This is a genomic window from Ktedonospora formicarum, assembly GCF_016587355.1.
In the GTDB taxonomy this organism is placed as follows: Bacteria; Chloroflexota; Ktedonobacteria; order Ktedonobacterales; family Ktedonobacteraceae; genus Ktedonobacter; species Ktedonobacter formicarum.
Map to the genome: position 1 here is coordinate 522046 of NZ_BNJF01000001.1, position 14904 is coordinate 536949.

A 14904-nucleotide genomic window follows, 5' to 3' on the forward strand; every position below is an offset into this window, starting at 1 on the left:
ATAAGAGCACGCGCCCCTATGCCCTTTCTCATGGGGATTCTCAGTAGACCGTAATGAAGCTTATATGTGGAGTCATCCTGGCTGCACCCATCGATGTGTTCCCATCGCATCGACCAACCGTCTCGTCGCTATGGTCCTTTCGAACCCAAATAGGAGAATGATTATGTCGGACATCTCATTGTCACGCTCGACGAAGCGCAAGCCGGCTGCTCCCTTGGGCAGAATCGGAAGCTTCTTCAAACAGCATAGCTGGAGCTATTTGTTTGTCCTTCCTAGTATGCTTGTCTTCTCTGTCTTCACACTCTTCCCCATCCTCTGGGCTCTGGTCATTTCGTTTCAGGATAGCGATCTGGTAACAACGGGGAACTGGATTGGTTTCAAAAACTATGTGACCGCCTTCACCACAGGCAATGGTGTATTTGGACAATCTATCATCAATACGCTCTACTATACTGTGATTACAGTGGTCGCCAATATCTTTATCGCGCTGATCCTGGCAGCTCTCATTCAGAAGCGCGGGAAAGTCGCGAAGACCTTTTTCCTGGCTGCGTTCTACCTACCAGCCGTTTGTAGCACGATCATCATTGCGACAACCTGGAAATGGATCTTCAATTCCGAATATGGCCTGCTCAACTATCTGCTGGGCTTGATCCATATCGCGCCCGTACGCTGGCTCTCCGATCCCAATATTGTACTCAATAGCATCACGCTCTCGACGGTACTTACTATTCCAGCAACTGGTGTAGTGCTCTTCAATGCAGCTATGGCAGGTATCCCGCCGGAGTTATACGAGGCTGCTCAACTCGATGGAGCAGGTCCCATTCAGCGCTGGTGGTATATCACACTTCCACTCATCAAGTCAACGACGCTCTACCTGGTGGTGCTCTATACCATCGCTAGCTTCCAGGTGTTCGAGAAATTCTATATCATGGTCAAAAGCGGCGTTGGCACCAGCACTGATGTAATGGTGACACAGATCTATCAGAACGGTTTCCAGCAAATGCGCTTCGGCGTCGCTTCCGCCCAGGCATTTGTGCTCTTCCTGATGATCGCCATTGTCTCCGTTGTTCAATTTCGCTTCCTCCGCAGCGATGTAGAGTACTAAGGTCTGGCACGAACATCCACGCCGACATCACGGCTAGCGCTCACGCGCTCAGGTGTTCGCATTTAGAGTAAGATTGGTGTTACCGTTATGGCTCATGCACAAATAAAGCGCCAAAGCGCTTCCAAGATTAAATGGGGGAGCATTATACCCTGGATTATCCTCCTGGGGACTGCCGTCATCTCGCTATGGCCGATGTACTGGCTCTATGTGACCGCACTCACCCCAACGACATTTTCGCTGAAATCGCCCCCAGACTTCTTTCCAGTCCATGCTGATTTCTCGAATCTTGAGCGCTTGCTGAACCAGGCCACCGATTATTGGTCCTGGGCGGGCAATAGCCTCTTTATTTCAATCGCGATTACCGTCTTCCATATCTTCTTTGATACGTTGGCAGGCTACTCCTTCGCCAAGCGGAAGTTTCCAGGGCGCGACATCCTCTTCTGGATCGTGATCGGCACGATGATGATCCCGGCCTATGTCACGCTTATCCCGCTGTACCTGGTAACTCAAAATTTGGGCCTGGTTGATACGCTCTGGGCGGTCATTCTACCCGGCTTCGCGAATGTCTTCGGCATCTTCCTGATGCGCCAGTACATCCAGACCCTTCCGTCAGAGCTACTGGACGCCGCGCGCATCGATGGCTGTGGTGAAATCCGCACCTTCTGGCACGTCATTCTACCGCTCTCGCGGCCCGCGATTGGCGCTCTGGCAATCTTCACCTTTGTCCAGCATTGGAATGACTTCCTGTGGCCTCTCATCGCGCTACAAACAAGCGAGCATTATACCCTTTCAGTCGGGGTGGCGAGCCTTCAAGGTGAGTTTAGTACCGATTATGGTATAATTTTCGCGGGCGCGGCATTGGCCGCCCTACCCATGGTCATCTTCTTCTTGATCTTCCAGCGTAACTTCCTCTCGGGTGTGCGTATGGGCGCGATTAAAGGCTAACAGACCACACGTCGCCATTGGAATTGTCACAGAAAGGATATGTCATGACTGGCTCAACACGTGTCCGCGTACAGACAGGTTTGGACGTGTTGCTGGCAGGTGAAGCACCAGACTTGCAAGGCCCACGCCTGGGTCTGATTACCAACCCAAGCGGCATCGACCGCGAGTTGCGCAGCGGCATTGATCTCCTACATACCGATGAGCGCTTTCACCTCCAGACGCTCTTCGGGCCAGAACATGGCATTCGTGGGGATGCCCAAGCGGGCGTTCATGTGCAGGCGGGCAATGACCCACGTACAGGTCTCACAGTCTATAGTCTGTATGGTGAGACACGCCACCCAAGCACCGAAATGCTACGCGGTCTCGATGCGCTCGTCTTCGATCTCCAGGACGTTGGCGTGCGTTACGCGACCTATATCTCGACCCTGGTTCACGCAATGGAGGCCGCCGCGACGGCCTCCGTACCATTCGTGGTCCTGGATCGACCTAATCCTCTTGGTGGACTACGGTTCATGAGCAATCTGTTCGATCCAGCCTTCACATCATTTGTGGGAATCGCGGATATTCCTATCTGCCACGGTCTGACTGTAGGCGAGTTCGCGCTCCTTTATGCCGCAGAACATGATCTTCCCGAACCCCGCATCATAAAGATGCAGGGCTGGCGACGTGAACTCTGGTTTGATCAGCTCGATCTCCCCTGGGTGCTTCCCTCACCCAACCTACCAACCCTGGAGGCACTGGCGCTTTATCCCGCGACATGCCTGGTTGAAGGTATCAGCGCCTCCGAAGGGCGTGGCACCACTCGGCCTTTCGAGTTCCTCGGAGCACCCGACATCAATCCTTTTGAACTGGCTGATACGTTAGCAAGGCACGCCTTGCCAGGGGTTGCTTTCCGCCCTCTCTTCTTCACGCCAACCTTTCAAAAGCACGCCCAGCAGCTTTGTGGCGGAGTGCAGGTGTATCTACTTGAGCGTGAACACGCTCCCCTCCAGGAACTGGGGCTGCACCTGATCGCTGATATACGTCGCCTCTCCCCTCTCTCACAACCCTGGATCAAAGGCAAGAGCGGCAATGAGGCAGGACGCTATTTTATTGATCTCCTCCTTGGCAGCGATAAACCACGTCTGGCGCTGGATGCTGGCGCTAGCGTAGAGGATATTACGGCAGGCTGGCATGAGCAGACAGCGGCCTTCGAACGGCGACGCGTTCCCTATCTGCTCTATTAGGATCATCACTACTTGAAAGGAACCCGGCGCATATGCACGTACTTGGGATCAACTCTGGTACTTCAGTCGATGGCATTGATCTTGCCCTTTGTGAGTTTACGCCTGTAGCACACAATGAACTTTCCTTGCGCCTACTCGCCTACCAGGAAGCTAGCTTTCCCAAAGAGCTCCAACAACAACTGTTACACATCATGCGTAAGAAACAGGCCCACCTCGCAGACCTGACAGAGCTCAACTTCCGCCTGGGGATGGCCTTCGCCTCCGCTATCGACGACTTCCTGTCGCGCTTCCAGCTTCAGCCAGGAGAGATTGACTTGGTTGCCTCTCATGGGCAAACCCTTTATCATCTCGTCGAGCCTGGTCGTGTACGCTCCACCTGGCAAACAGGCGAAGGTGCTGTCATTGCTCAGCACCTTGGTATCACAGTTATTGATGATATGCGTGTCGCGGATGTGGCGGCAGGCGGGCACGGTGCGCCCTTAGCCTCCTTCCTCGATGCCCTACTCTTCAGCGACGAGCATCGCTCACTTGCTCTGCAAAACATTGGCGGCATTGGCAATGTGACCTTCTTACCTGCTGGCAAGGGACCAGCAGGAGCGTATGCCTTCGACACAGGCCCCGGTAATGTGCTCATCGACGCGGCGGTACGCCACTTTAGCGCAGGCGCGCAAGGATTCGACCGTGATGGTACGATGGCTCGTGCCGGGAAGATCAATGAAGCCATAGTAAGCGAGGTGCTCACCCATCCCTATTTTCAAGAGATTCCACCCAAGACCACCGGACGCGAACTCTTTGGTGACGCATTTGCCGCCCACCTCATCGCGCGTGGTCAGGAGCGCGGCCTTTCGCCAGAAGATACAGTGGCTACTCTGACCGCCATCACAACAGAGAGCATCATTCAGGCATACCGCGCCTTCGGTCCTCAGCACATCGACGAAGTGCTGGTAGGTGGTGGTGGTGGTTACAACCCAGTCATTATGCAACGCCTGCGCGAAGCCCTACCGGGAACACATGTGCGCCTGTTCGAGGAGACTGGCCTGCCAGCAGGCGCGAAGGAAGCCATTCTCTTCGCGCTTCTGGGACATGAATGCCTTCTTGGGCGCACCAACAATTTGCCGGGCTGCACAGGTGCCAGCAAAACCGTGAACCTGGGCAAGATTGTGCCAGGCAAGAACTATCGCCACCTGTTGTGCCAGGCACTCGCGGAGAGTATTGGTGAGGAAGATGGTATCCCTCCGATGCTACGCCGCTTACATCTCATCACAGACACTATTCAGGAGTAAATAAAGAAACTATGTCGAGCGCATCCGAGCACCCACACGAATTAAATTTGAACGCGATGGAGACTGAAGGCAGTAACCCAGCCAGTACATCGATTGATAGCATGAACCCACTTGAGATAGTGCAACTCATGAACTCCGAAGACGCGAAAGTTACCCTGGCTGTTCAACAGGAACTACCCGCTATCGCCCAGGCCGTTGAAGGGATCGCGGACCGCCTGCGTGCAGGTGGGCGCCTGATCTACATAGGAGCAGGCACCTCAGGCCGTCTGGGTATTCTCGACGCCTCAGAATGTCCTCCAACCTTCAGCACGCCACCAGAGATGGTCATAGGACTGATCGCGGGTGGGCCTCCTGCTATTCTCAAGGCGGTAGAGGGCGCTGAAGATAGCGAAGAAGGCGGGCGGAAAGACCTGCGAGCGCTCACGTTGAGTGTGAATGATGTGGTCGTGGGCCTTGCCGCTAGTGGGCGCACGCCTTACGTCCTGGGTGCAGTCGCTTACGCGCGCGAGCTTGGAGCGCTTACCGTAGGCGTAGCTTGCAACTCCCATACGCCCCTCCATCCTGCTGTGGATATCATGATCGCGCCCGTCGTGGGACCCGAGGTAGTCAGTGGTTCCACGCGCCTCAAGTCCGGTACCGCGCAAAAGATGGTGCTCAATATGCTCAGTACCGGCACCATGATCCTGCTTGGCAAGACCTACGGTAATCAGATGGTCGACGTTCACGCGAGCAACTACAAGCTTCAGCGGCGCGCCAGCAAGATTGTTCAGGGTATCGCTGGTGTCGATCAGGCGCGAGCCGATGCCCTGCTTGAGCAATGCGACGGTGAAACCAAGACCGCCATTGTTGTCGCTCGCGCTCATGTTAGCCCACAGGAAGCACGCCAACACCTGGCAGCCCATAAACAAATCTTACGTGCTACACTCACCGCATTGCATGCCGATGAGTAGCGCTTGCGCAGCCTCACGATAGGGGCATAGAGCGCTTAAACAGAGTAAATAATGCTCTGGCACTTTTATTTATACATGCGATACTATGATTGTATAGCTCATTCAATGTTGAAGGATCACCAAGCCTGGCACAGAAAGGAACAGGTACACATGTCTGATTATACTCAAGGCATGAAGCTTGAAGACCAGATCGGGCAACTGATCTCCGCTGGTTTCACTGGAACAACCCCAACACCAGAGATCATTGATCTCATTCAAAATTATCGTATTGGAAACATTATTTTATTTGCACGCAATATCGAGAGCGCGGCACAGGTACAACGGCTTACCAATGAACTCCAGCACATCGCGAGAGAAGCTGGACATCCCTACCCTCTCCTTATTTCGATTGACCAGGAAAACGGGATGGTACGCCGCTTTGGTCGCCATGCCACGACATTCCCCGGCAATATGGCGCTTGGAGCTATCGATTCTGAGCAGAAGACCTACGAGATCACTCATGCCACAGGCGAGGAACTCAAGGCCCTGGGTATCAATATGAACCTGGCTCCCGTCGCCGATGTCAACAATAATCCCGCGAACCCTGTTATTGGCGTGCGCTCCTTCGGTGAAGATCCTCAGCGCGTCTCACAACACCTTACAGCCGCTATCAAGGGCTTTCAGGAGGCTGGGGTCATCACCAATCTGAAACATTTCCCCGGTCATGGCGACACAGCGGTCGACTCTCACAAAGCTCTCCCAGTTATCGAGCATGATCTTGCACGCCTGGAAGCGGTTGAACTCGTTCCCTTCCGCGCTGGTATCGCCAATGGAGCCGACTCCATCATGATCGCGCACATCAATCTCCCGAAGTTGATGACACAGGAGATGTTACCCGCGACCATCTCTCCTGAAATCGTGACGGGCCTGTTACGTGAACGTTTGGGCTTTGGTGGCGTTATCACTACCGATTGTATGGAGATGGATGCGCTGGCGAATACGGTTGGGACTGAGCGTGGCGCGGTCCTGGCACTTCAGGCAGGCGTCGATATTGTGCTCGTCTCCCATACCTATCAACGGCAAAAGGGCGCTCTAGAAGCAGTGATGGCAGCAGTGGCGGCAGGCGAACTCTCGGCAGCACAGATCGAGGCGGCAGCAGAGCGCGTGCTACAACTCAAAGCCAGTTACCTCTCATGGGAGGACCTGCCCAGGGACGAGAACCTGCAACAGATTGACTCACCTGCGCACCTTGAGCTGAGTCATGACGCCTATGCACGCTCAACCACGCTTGTGCGCGATAATCACCATCTCATTCCCCTCTCGGGCGAATATGCTCAAGCCCCCCTCTTCCTCTTTCCCGAAACCGAGAACGCGACGCTTGCCGCCGACCGCTATCCCGCGCTTGAGGCGCTACGCGCGACCATTCAGGCGCATTACCCCTCAGCCCAGGTCATAGCGGTACCTAGCCAGGCTAGCGAAGCCGTCGCGGCACAGCTTTCAGAAGCGATTGCGGCCAGCACTGCTCTTGTGGTCATTACTGTCAATGCCAATCGCTATCAGCCACAGGGCAATTTCGTGAAGCGCCTGCTGGAGCAGGAGAAGCCCATAATCGGCATCGCGGTTCACAATCCGTATGATTTATTGGCCTACCCTGACCTGGGAACCTACCTGGTCACCTATGAATACACATTGCCAGCCTTTGAGTCTGCTTTGGCGATCCTCGACGGAACACAAAGCGCGCGGGGCAAGCTTCCCGTCAGCCTGACCGGTCTACATGAGCGCGGATAATACACCGGCATAAGAAAGGCCACACGCTATGACTAAGCTAAATGATACAGCCATAGAACGCTTTGACGAAGAGCGCGACCTGCCAGGAGTTGTCGCGCTCTGGCAAGAGGCCATCGGTCAGCAATGGCCGCTCAGTGCCGAGCACATCAAGACGATCATCACGGGGGCACAGGCTCATCACCTGCTCATACGCGACGGCGAGGAAATAATCGCCTTTGTCGCCACCTATCAGAGCCTGCGTGGGAGCGACCATGTGGGGCACCTTGCTCTTCTCCTGGTCACCCCTCAGCGTCAGAGGCAGGGGTTGGGAAGCACGCTCCACGATGCCGCTCTGACCTACCTCAGAGAGCAGCAAGTTAGCACAGTGCAACTTGGGAGCATCTATCCGCGTTTCTGGTGCGGCGTTCCTGATGATCTCCAGGTCATGAGCTTTTTTGAGCGCAAGGGCTGGCAACCTGAAGAGCCTGTGTACGATATGGTACGCGACCTGGGCGACTTTACATTGCCAGAGAAAATCGTTGAGCGAATGCGGCAAGAGGGTATCCGTTTCGCGACCGCAACACCGGAAACCATCGAGGCTCTCAAACAATTTGAGGAGCGCGAGTTCTATAACTGGTCAAAGTATTTCAGCCAATTCGCGGAGATGGGCGACCTGCAAGATCTGCTCATCGCCTTCGATGGAGAACGCGTTGTCGGCTCACTCATTATGTCAAGTCCGCATTCACATCCCCAACGTACCGACGTGATCTGGCAAGGGCTTCTCGGTGAAAACGCGGGCTCTATCGGATCAGTTGGGGTCGCGGCATCTGAACGTGGTCGCGGCATCGGTATCGGTATTGTCGCGTATGCTTGCGAGATTCTCAAACAACGTGGAGTCCGCAACTGCTATATCGACTGGCTTGTCCTGACCGAATTCTATGGCAAATTAGGCTATAAGATATGGCGCACATATTATCCTATCTGGCGCACATTCGACAACAAGGATTAGCAGTAAACCACGCTATACAAGGCGCTGCGCTTTAGCCAGCACCGTACCCCCCATTCCTGAGCACAATAAAAGAGAGGAGGGTGAGAATCCCCCTCTCTTCTCACTGTTATATTAGCGCTCAGGCTTGCGCAATCTACGCCCACGCATGCCCACGCCAACTGCCGGTTCAGCGGTTCGGGCGCTGGCCTCACTTGTGCTTTTCGCCTCACGTGCCGCCAGGACATGACCAAGTATATAGTCGTAGCCAAAGGCGGCGATAAGGCCTCCCACGATAGGCGCGAGCAGCGGCACCCATGTATAACTATTGAGCGCTCCTAACCCACCACCTGCCAGCGCCATCCACAAACGCGGGCCAAAATCACGAGCAGGGTTGACCGCGAATCCAGTATTCAAGCCAAAGGATGCACCTATTGCTGCGAGTAATAGGCCCAGAATCAGTGGATTCAGATTTGCCTGCACTGGCTGATTACGCCGATCTAAAATCACGATAATCATTCCAACCAGGAGAGCGGTCCCCAGGGCCTCGGTACAAAATGCGCCAAACGTCCCGACAAAGTCCTGCTTGCTCGTATAAAACACGTTACCAATTTTCGCGATATTGCCGGAGTTAATCTGGGACGTCCCAAGAGTATGATTGATGGCTCCACGATAAATGAAGAAGAGGATTGCCGCTGCCACAAATGCTCCTAGCATCTGAGCCACGATATATTGCCAGACCTTATTCCAGGGAAAGCGCTTTGTGGTTGCCAGACTCAACGTCACTGCCGGATTTAGATGAGCACCACTCACCGCCCCCGCGACATAGATACCCAGCATAAGCGCGAAACCCCATCCGAGGAAAACTACAGGCCAGGTATGAGCAAATGGAATATTTTCCAATGGAATATTCCGGAACAAGACAAATGATGCTACAGCACCGTCACCAAAAAGCACTAGTACTAGCGTGCCAAAAAATTCGGCAAGCGCCTCACCGCGTACCCCAGCGAGCGAATATGTGGGAGATGCAACACGATTCGCCATAATTCCTCCTTTTCCTTTCATTTAAAATGGCTAACATCAGGTTGTTTCTACATAAGAACAAAGTGCTGTTCGGTATCTACCAAAAAGCCTGAAGAAAATACACAATCACTAGCAGGATTCAGAAGTCTTGATCTATTTCAGGCGTTTACTAAATGGCTCAAACGTTCTGAACACTGTTTTAAGAGCGCATAGGCCTGCATGCGCTCTTAAAAAGGACCAAGAAAGCCCAACCGCACGCTCAGGACTGCATGCACCATGCGATTAGTATAATCAGATATCCATACTTTTCCATCTTACTCAACAATGAAGGAGCGGTGGAAGCATCCTTTTCAAGATACTCCCACTGCTCCTTCATTCAGACCAATTGTATAAATTCCGTCTCAGTTCTCAATCACGTGGAATTTCGCGGAAATTATGCTCAAACAAGTCGTGCCAGTCACTCTCATGCGACTCGACATTAAAACGACGAGCCGCGCTCTTTATACGTCGCCATGCCTCATCACGCTCATCGTTCGTAACGCCCTGAACTTGATCGAAGCGTGCGATTGCCTCTTGTACATGGCGGGCATCTACGAGCGGCTCTTTACGCTCTTTAGGGAAGGCGAAAACACTTTCTGGAAGCTTGTCTTTGTCACTCTCGGATAATTTGCTCATAGCACGACGGTCCTTTCTGCGGTAATTTGTGTCCGGGTCAACTTTTACACTGGCAACCTTTCCTCCACATGAGAATCTCTTTGAGCAGCTTTAATCATTCCACTTCGATCTTGACATCCCACTGCTTGCCTGTTACCTTTTTGTTGACCCTACCGTCTTCACGACAAGAGGTTAATTTTCGTTACGCATTGCCAACTCTGAAATTTATAGCAAAGGTGCAAGCATTATGGCAATTCCTACACTTCCTTTTGGCCGCACTGGTCATGAGAGCACACGCACGATTTTTGGAGCCGCCTCCCTTGGTTCAGTCACTCAGGATGAGGCAGATCAGACTCTCGAAACTCTCCTGCGCTACGGCGTAAATCACATTGATGTGGCTGCAAGCTATGGAGACGCGGAACTACGCCTTGCTCCTTGGCTAAAGCAGCATCGCTCACGTTTCTTCCTGGCGACAAAAACAGGCGAGCGCACAGCCCAAAAAGCCCGTGAAGAGCTTCATCGCTCTCTTGAGCGCATGGAAGTCAGCTATGTAGATCTCTGGCAACTGCACAATCTGGCTGATCCTATCGAATGGGATATTGCGCTGAGCCCAGGAGGAGTTATTGAGGCGGCTATTGAAGCCAAGCGAGAGGGATTGATTCGCGCTATCGGCGTAACCGGACATGGCTTGCAGATTGCGGCAACACACCGGCGTAGCCTGGAGCGCTTCGACTTCGATTCGGTACTGCTCCCTTATAATTTCGTCACGATGCAAAGTTCCTATTATGCAGAGAATTTTCAGGCGTTGCTCGCGACCTGCCAGCAGCGTCAGGTTGCGGTACAGACCATCAAATCAATCGCCTATCGCCCATACATGGAACGCGAACATACGCATAACACCTGGTATGCACCACTCACGGAGCAGGAGGATATCGATCGTGCCGTCCATTGGGCGCTCAGCCAACCTGGTATCTTCCTAAATACCGTTGGAGATATAACGCTCCTTCCACGTGTACTGGATGCAGCCAGTCGCTTTGAGACAGCGAGCAAGCCCGCTGATGAAGCGATGCAATCCATGGTTTCACGCCTGGGTATGGAACCCCTCTTTGTTTAAGGGCCAGCCTTCCACCAACCAGAGCAAAGCTAGCTGCCGCTCAGGCGGCATTGGCGAATAATTATCGGGGCAAATATTGCAAAGGAAAGAGGATCAGCACGCCACACACTTAACGCGCCGATCCTCTTTCCTCTTGTTAGTACCCAATTCACTGCCTAATTTGAAAACCTGAGCGCGTAAGCGACTATGGTTTTCAAATTAGATCTAGTGACCAATCGCGTAACGACTGTTCTCCTTCGCGTTTACGGCCTGGTAGATGTCTTCCTTGTGCCGTGACAGGAGATTAAGTAACCCCAGCATCTCTTCTGCGTCCATAGTGCCGTAGAAACCATTGGGATCTCCAACCTGATGGTAGTACAGCTTCAGCTGACCATTCTCCAAACAAGACTGGTAGCGACCGATACGAACGCATTCTTGTGCCTTATTGTCCATGACAAAACTCCTCTTTGACTTTTGTTGTGATGGGCGGTCGTTGCCTATCACACAACAAGAACAGACACATCATTAACTTCGGCTTTGTTCATAAGCCACACACAAAAACTTATGAACCACACATTACTACTATAACGAATTTTCTCGCTTTGCGGAATACTCTGCCAGGCAATTTTCGCCTGAAATGTACTGTATAACCAGTCTGTATCATAGAATATATCGATTCTTTCCATAGACGCATCTAACGTTGGCCCATTATGCTATGGGAAATCAGGCCATAACTCCGGCAATGCTGCGGTTCCTCCATACTTCAGTTGTGCTTTCACTAGTAAGGCATGCTAGTATAAGAGGAGTATCTATTTCTCCTCTTCGTTGCCAGAAAGTCTCACTTCAGGCAGCGAATGCAGTATTATACTAGTGAGGAGAAACACACATGCAACGATGGGGACGCCCGGCACAGCAAGATTCGTTTACCGCGCCACAGAGCACCATATGGATGGCAATCCGTGGTATCATCGCTATACTCTTTGGTATAGCAGCCCTGGTGTGGCCTGGTTTAACACTCTTTATACTGATCTACCTATTCGCGGCCTACGTCCTGGTTGATGGCATATTCGCGGTAATCGCGTCATTCCAGGGTCGTCGCTATACCCGTTACTGGTGGGTCATTTTCATTGAAGGGCTGATTGGGATCGCCATCGGCATCATCGCCTTCTCATCTCCTGGTCTCACGGCGGTGGCACTGCTTTTCCTAATTGCGACCTGGGCCATTTTGACGGGGATTTTCGAACTGATTAATGCCTTTTCTGGCCGTAGACCCGCCGAATCAGAATGGGCTATGGGAATAGCAGGCGCTCTCTCTATTGTGCTAGGCATTCTTCTCTTCGCCCAACCAGGCGCAGGCCTGTTAACCATTGTCTGGTTAATTGGCATTTATGCCATTGTCTGGGGTTTGGTTCTGATTGCACGCTCATTTCAACGGCGCGCACCCAGCACTGGAACCCCTAGTCGTGTATAGCCAGCCATACAAATATTCAGGTATGACACGTGGAAGAAGTTTCAGCACCCGAAACGCTTCGGGGTCCAGGGTATATGGTAAGTTGAGATAATCAGGAGCCAGCCTCACCATACACTCTGAACCACAACGCTGTTACCTGGCAATAAGAAGGACTGAAGTGTGACGGGGTAAACTAGCCAAATTCCTATCCCTCTTCTATGAAAACCGGAGCAAGCTCCGGTTTATACGCAAACCAACGCAGCTTGAATGGCTGAGAGCACTCCGGTTTTCATAGAAGAGGTTCACGTTCGCCGAGATGGAGGTGTTGGTTTGCGTATAAATCGTATTACTCCTATTAGAAAACCGGAATGCGCTCTTCTTGATACGATCCCCAACGCTGTCTCAGCGGCAGCTAGCGCTCAGGGGTTCGGGAAGGAGTGCGCACTAGTCACAACCCCATGCAGGGGCATGGCAGCGTGCTGGTTTTCACATAAAGCCTTACAATTAATGATATAGAAGCGCACTATAAAAAGGAGAGAGTAGTCCATGGAGCAAAAGCCGCTCATAAAGGGTAATCAGTTTCTTTCGCCCAAACAGGCCAAGACCCAGGAGAAATCTAAAGGGAACAAGGATGTCTCAGATCAGCCCACAATGCGTACTGAGGCTGTGGCTGGACAGGGAGAGCAAGGAGCCAATGGTGATTACCCAGCACCCGAAGTTGCGGCACTCGAGCGCGAACTAGCCGATGCCCAACGCCAGGCAGGTGAGTATTTAAATATGAGCCAGCGTATCCAGGCTGACTTTGTGAACTTCAAACGCCGCGCAGCACAGGAGCAAACCGATAGTCGGGCACAAGCTCAGGCCCAGCTCTTAGAACAACTTCTGCCTGTACTCGATGATCTGGGGCGCGCCATGCTCGTTATGCCAGCCGAATTGGCTCAGAATCCCTGGGCGCAAGGTATCCAGATCGCCGCGCGTCAGCTCAATACGACCTTACAGCAGCTTGGCTTGCGCCAGATAGGTACTCCTGGTGAACCCTTCAATCCTCAATGGCATGAAGCATTAATGCAGGAGCCACGTCCCGATCAGCCTGAAGGCTCGGTTGTCCAGGTCTTCCGCCCCGGCTATGCTCTTGGCGAACGCATCATACGACCGGCACAGGTCACTGTGGCAGGCCCCGCTACCAATGGTCAGGGACAATAACGAGCCAAATGGATTTATGGCATATAATCTAGCTCGGGTCGCGCATCGTCAGTACTCATTGACACTATATCCATAATAAACGATGCAACACGATCACAGCTCCACATAAAGCAGTGTGGGATACTTTGCCATCCTAGAGTGGCAAAGTATCCCACACTGCTTTACATATAAAGACACTATTCAGCCTGGAATGTCCCATTCGGCCAGAATCTATCAAATTCATCTGGACTATATATGGTAGCTGATTGACTCTCGGCGGGTTTCTCAAATTCATCCAGGCTCATTCCCGGTGGCACGAGAATGCCATCCAAACCATGCACAACACCGTTGTCCGCAAGCATATCAGGCTCGACGATAGCCACACCTCCTATAAGTATCTGCGCCCCAACCTCAACTGTTAATAGACGCCCCGACTCCACCTGAAGCTGAAGCGTGCTTGTACCTTCCGCGCGTGCCTCAGCACGCATATCTTCCACAGTCAGACGCACAGGAACAATATGGAACTGCACAAGCTGGTTGAGTAGCGTGATATGCCTGAGCATATCAAACTCGTTGGTCGTTTTTAACTTGTTAAGCACAAAGTCATTAGGCGCAAACAGGGTGATCTGGGTATCACCTTCCAAAAGAGCTTCCCACCCTACAGCTCTTGCTAGTGAATCAATCTCCTGATAACTATACGGATAGACGCGCTCGCGCAAGATATCGCTGACTTTGACCATCGTACACTCGACCCTTCCTTTCTGCATCAGGAACTAGCCTTCAGGCTCATCGAGGGCACGAATGATGCTTACGAAAAGTTACCAGGACTTTCCATCTTGCTCGGCAAAAACCCTGGCCCAGTAATGAGGCTGAACTTCGTCAAGGCGTTTCGCGATCCACTTGCGGGCATCCTGAGGATCTGCAACCGCAACCTCCACACTAGGTCCCCACATGTACAGGCGCTCCTGACAGATACCGCAAGGAGCAAGAATCAGCACATCAGAGGAGTTGGCAGCCCTGTACACACAAACTGAAGCCGTTACTTTCTGCTCCCGTTTGTATGCCTCACAAATAGCTCCTGTTTCATGACACAATGCCGCAGCTCCGTTGGGAATGTCAGGCGATACGCTGGTGAGAATTTCTCCTGTCTCCGTGTACATAGCGGCAGCGCCTGCATCCTCATCCTGAGGAAAGCGGGTATTCATCAGGTGAATAGCAGCATCGATCAGTCGCTGATCAAGTTTCATAAATATTGCTTCCTT

General features: G+C 52.6%; 15 protein-coding genes. 10 read left to right on the forward strand and 5 right to left on the reverse strand.

Annotation, left to right across the window (positions count from 1 at the left end; genetic code table 11):
• Positions 1–163: 163 nt before the first annotated feature.
• The 7 genes from K3T82_RS02360 to K3T82_RS02390 all read left to right on the forward strand — a co-directional run bounded on the left by K3T82_RS02360 (position 164) and on the right by K3T82_RS02390 (position 8264).
• Positions 164–1105, forward strand: a complete 942-nt coding sequence (locus K3T82_RS02360) for a carbohydrate ABC transporter permease (protein WP_220191892.1) — start codon at positions 164–166, stop codon at positions 1103–1105.
• Between the two features lie 87 nt (positions 1106–1192).
• Complete coding sequence (locus K3T82_RS02365; protein WP_220191893.1) at positions 1193–2050, forward strand: carbohydrate ABC transporter permease; 858 nt, start codon at positions 1193–1195, stop codon at positions 2048–2050.
• Positions 2051–2094: 44 nt separating this feature from the next.
• Entirely contained in the window at positions 2095–3276 is a 1182-nt protein-coding gene (locus K3T82_RS02370) for an exo-beta-N-acetylmuramidase NamZ family protein (protein ID WP_220191894.1), read from the forward strand.
• A gap of 32 nt (positions 3277–3308) precedes the next feature.
• Positions 3309–4559: an anhydro-N-acetylmuramic acid kinase gene (locus tag K3T82_RS02375; RefSeq protein WP_220191895.1), complete on the forward strand. Its 1251-nt coding sequence runs from the start codon at positions 3309–3311 to the stop codon at positions 4557–4559.
• 11 nt (positions 4560–4570) lie between these two features.
• Complete coding sequence (gene murQ / locus K3T82_RS02380) at positions 4571–5509, forward strand: N-acetylmuramic acid 6-phosphate etherase (RefSeq protein WP_220191896.1); 939 nt, start codon at positions 4571–4573, stop codon at positions 5507–5509.
• A gap of 150 nt (positions 5510–5659) precedes the next feature.
• Positions 5660–7276: a glycoside hydrolase family 3 protein gene (locus K3T82_RS02385; protein WP_220191897.1), complete on the forward strand. Its 1617-nt coding sequence runs from the start codon at positions 5660–5662 to the stop codon at positions 7274–7276.
• 28 nt (positions 7277–7304) lie between these two features.
• Positions 7305–8264 (forward strand): GNAT family N-acetyltransferase, encoded by a 960-nt coding sequence (locus tag K3T82_RS02390; protein WP_220191898.1) that lies wholly within the window; start codon positions 7305–7307, stop codon positions 8262–8264.
• A gap of 111 nt (positions 8265–8375) precedes the next feature.
• Here K3T82_RS02390 and K3T82_RS02395 read toward each other — a convergent pair whose 3' ends face one another.
• Together K3T82_RS02395 and K3T82_RS02400 are read right to left on the reverse strand one after the other, a co-directional pair.
• Positions 8376–9284 carry an MIP/aquaporin family protein gene (locus K3T82_RS02395; RefSeq protein WP_220191899.1) on the reverse strand — a complete coding sequence of 303 codons (909 nt, stop codon included), beginning with the start codon at positions 9282–9284 and terminating at the stop codon, positions 8376–8378.
• Between the two features lie 387 nt (positions 9285–9671).
• Entirely contained in the window at positions 9672–9938 is a 267-nt protein-coding gene (locus tag K3T82_RS02400) for a DUF6582 domain-containing protein (protein ID WP_220191900.1), read from the reverse strand.
• A 226-nt stretch (positions 9939–10164) separates the two neighbouring features.
• On the opposite strand from K3T82_RS02400, the gene K3T82_RS02405 reads away from it, so the two are divergent.
• Positions 10165–11031: an aldo/keto reductase gene (locus K3T82_RS02405; protein WP_220191901.1), complete on the forward strand. Its 867-nt coding sequence runs from the start codon at positions 10165–10167 to the stop codon at positions 11029–11031.
• A gap of 204 nt (positions 11032–11235) precedes the next feature.
• Here K3T82_RS02405 and K3T82_RS02410 read toward each other — a convergent pair whose 3' ends face one another.
• Positions 11236–11463: a hypothetical protein gene (locus K3T82_RS02410; protein WP_220191902.1), complete on the reverse strand. Its 228-nt coding sequence runs from the start codon at positions 11461–11463 to the stop codon at positions 11236–11238.
• 433 nt (positions 11464–11896) lie between these two features.
• On the opposite strand from K3T82_RS02410, the gene K3T82_RS02415 reads away from it, so the two are divergent.
• Positions 11897–12481 (forward strand): HdeD family acid-resistance protein, encoded by a 585-nt coding sequence (locus K3T82_RS02415; RefSeq protein WP_220191903.1) that lies wholly within the window; start codon positions 11897–11899, stop codon positions 12479–12481.
• Positions 12482–13006: 525 nt separating this feature from the next.
• Complete coding sequence (locus K3T82_RS02420) at positions 13007–13663, forward strand: nucleotide exchange factor GrpE (RefSeq protein WP_220191904.1); 657 nt, start codon at positions 13007–13009, stop codon at positions 13661–13663.
• Positions 13664–13839: 176 nt separating this feature from the next.
• Here the strand turns inward: K3T82_RS02420 and K3T82_RS02425 are convergent, their stop codons facing one another.
• Together K3T82_RS02425 and K3T82_RS02430 are read right to left on the reverse strand one after the other, a co-directional pair.
• Complete coding sequence (locus K3T82_RS02425; RefSeq protein WP_220191905.1) at positions 13840–14409, reverse strand: fasciclin domain-containing protein; 570 nt, start codon at positions 14407–14409, stop codon at positions 13840–13842.
• 51 nt (positions 14410–14460) lie between these two features.
• On the reverse strand, positions 14461–14889 hold the full coding sequence (locus tag K3T82_RS02430; protein WP_220191906.1) for a cytidine deaminase: 429 nt from the start codon (positions 14887–14889) through the stop codon (positions 14461–14463).
• Positions 14890–14904 lie beyond the last annotated feature (15 nt).

What these genes read in the sequence shown, in the direction of transcription:
- K3T82_RS02385 (WP_220191897.1), top strand. Translation starts at nt 5,660, where the DNA reads ATGTCTGATTATACTCAAGGCATGAAGCTTGAAGACCAGATCGGGCAA.
- murQ (WP_220191896.1), top strand. Translation starts at nt 4,571, where the DNA reads ATGTCGAGCGCATCCGAGCACCCACACGAATTAAATTTGAACGCGATG.
- K3T82_RS02415 (WP_220191903.1), top strand. Translation starts at nt 11,897, where the DNA reads ATGCAACGATGGGGACGCCCGGCACAGCAAGATTCGTTTACCGCGCCA.
- K3T82_RS02395 (WP_220191899.1), bottom strand. Translation starts at nt 9,284, where the DNA reads ATGGCGAATCGTGTTGCATCTCCCACATATTCGCTCGCTGGGGTACGC.
- K3T82_RS02430 (WP_220191906.1), bottom strand. Translation starts at nt 14,889, where the DNA reads ATGAAACTTGATCAGCGACTGATCGATGCTGCTATTCACCTGATGAAT.
- K3T82_RS02370 (WP_220191894.1), top strand. Translation starts at nt 2,095, where the DNA reads ATGACTGGCTCAACACGTGTCCGCGTACAGACAGGTTTGGACGTGTTG.
- K3T82_RS02420 (WP_220191904.1), top strand. Translation starts at nt 13,007, where the DNA reads ATGGAGCAAAAGCCGCTCATAAAGGGTAATCAGTTTCTTTCGCCCAAA.
- K3T82_RS02375 (WP_220191895.1), top strand. Translation starts at nt 3,309, where the DNA reads ATGCACGTACTTGGGATCAACTCTGGTACTTCAGTCGATGGCATTGAT.
- K3T82_RS02405 (WP_220191901.1), top strand. Translation starts at nt 10,165, where the DNA reads ATGGCAATTCCTACACTTCCTTTTGGCCGCACTGGTCATGAGAGCACA.
- K3T82_RS02425 (WP_220191905.1), bottom strand. Translation starts at nt 14,409, where the DNA reads ATGCAGAAAGGAAGGGTCGAGTGTACGATGGTCAAAGTCAGCGATATC.
- K3T82_RS02410 (WP_220191902.1), bottom strand. Translation starts at nt 11,463, where the DNA reads ATGGACAATAAGGCACAAGAATGCGTTCGTATCGGTCGCTACCAGTCT.
- K3T82_RS02365 (WP_220191893.1), top strand. Translation starts at nt 1,193, where the DNA reads ATGGCTCATGCACAAATAAAGCGCCAAAGCGCTTCCAAGATTAAATGG.
- K3T82_RS02400 (WP_220191900.1), bottom strand. Translation starts at nt 9,938, where the DNA reads ATGAGCAAATTATCCGAGAGTGACAAAGACAAGCTTCCAGAAAGTGTT.
- K3T82_RS02360 (WP_220191892.1), top strand. Translation starts at nt 164, where the DNA reads ATGTCGGACATCTCATTGTCACGCTCGACGAAGCGCAAGCCGGCTGCT.
- K3T82_RS02390 (WP_220191898.1), top strand. Translation starts at nt 7,305, where the DNA reads ATGACTAAGCTAAATGATACAGCCATAGAACGCTTTGACGAAGAGCGC.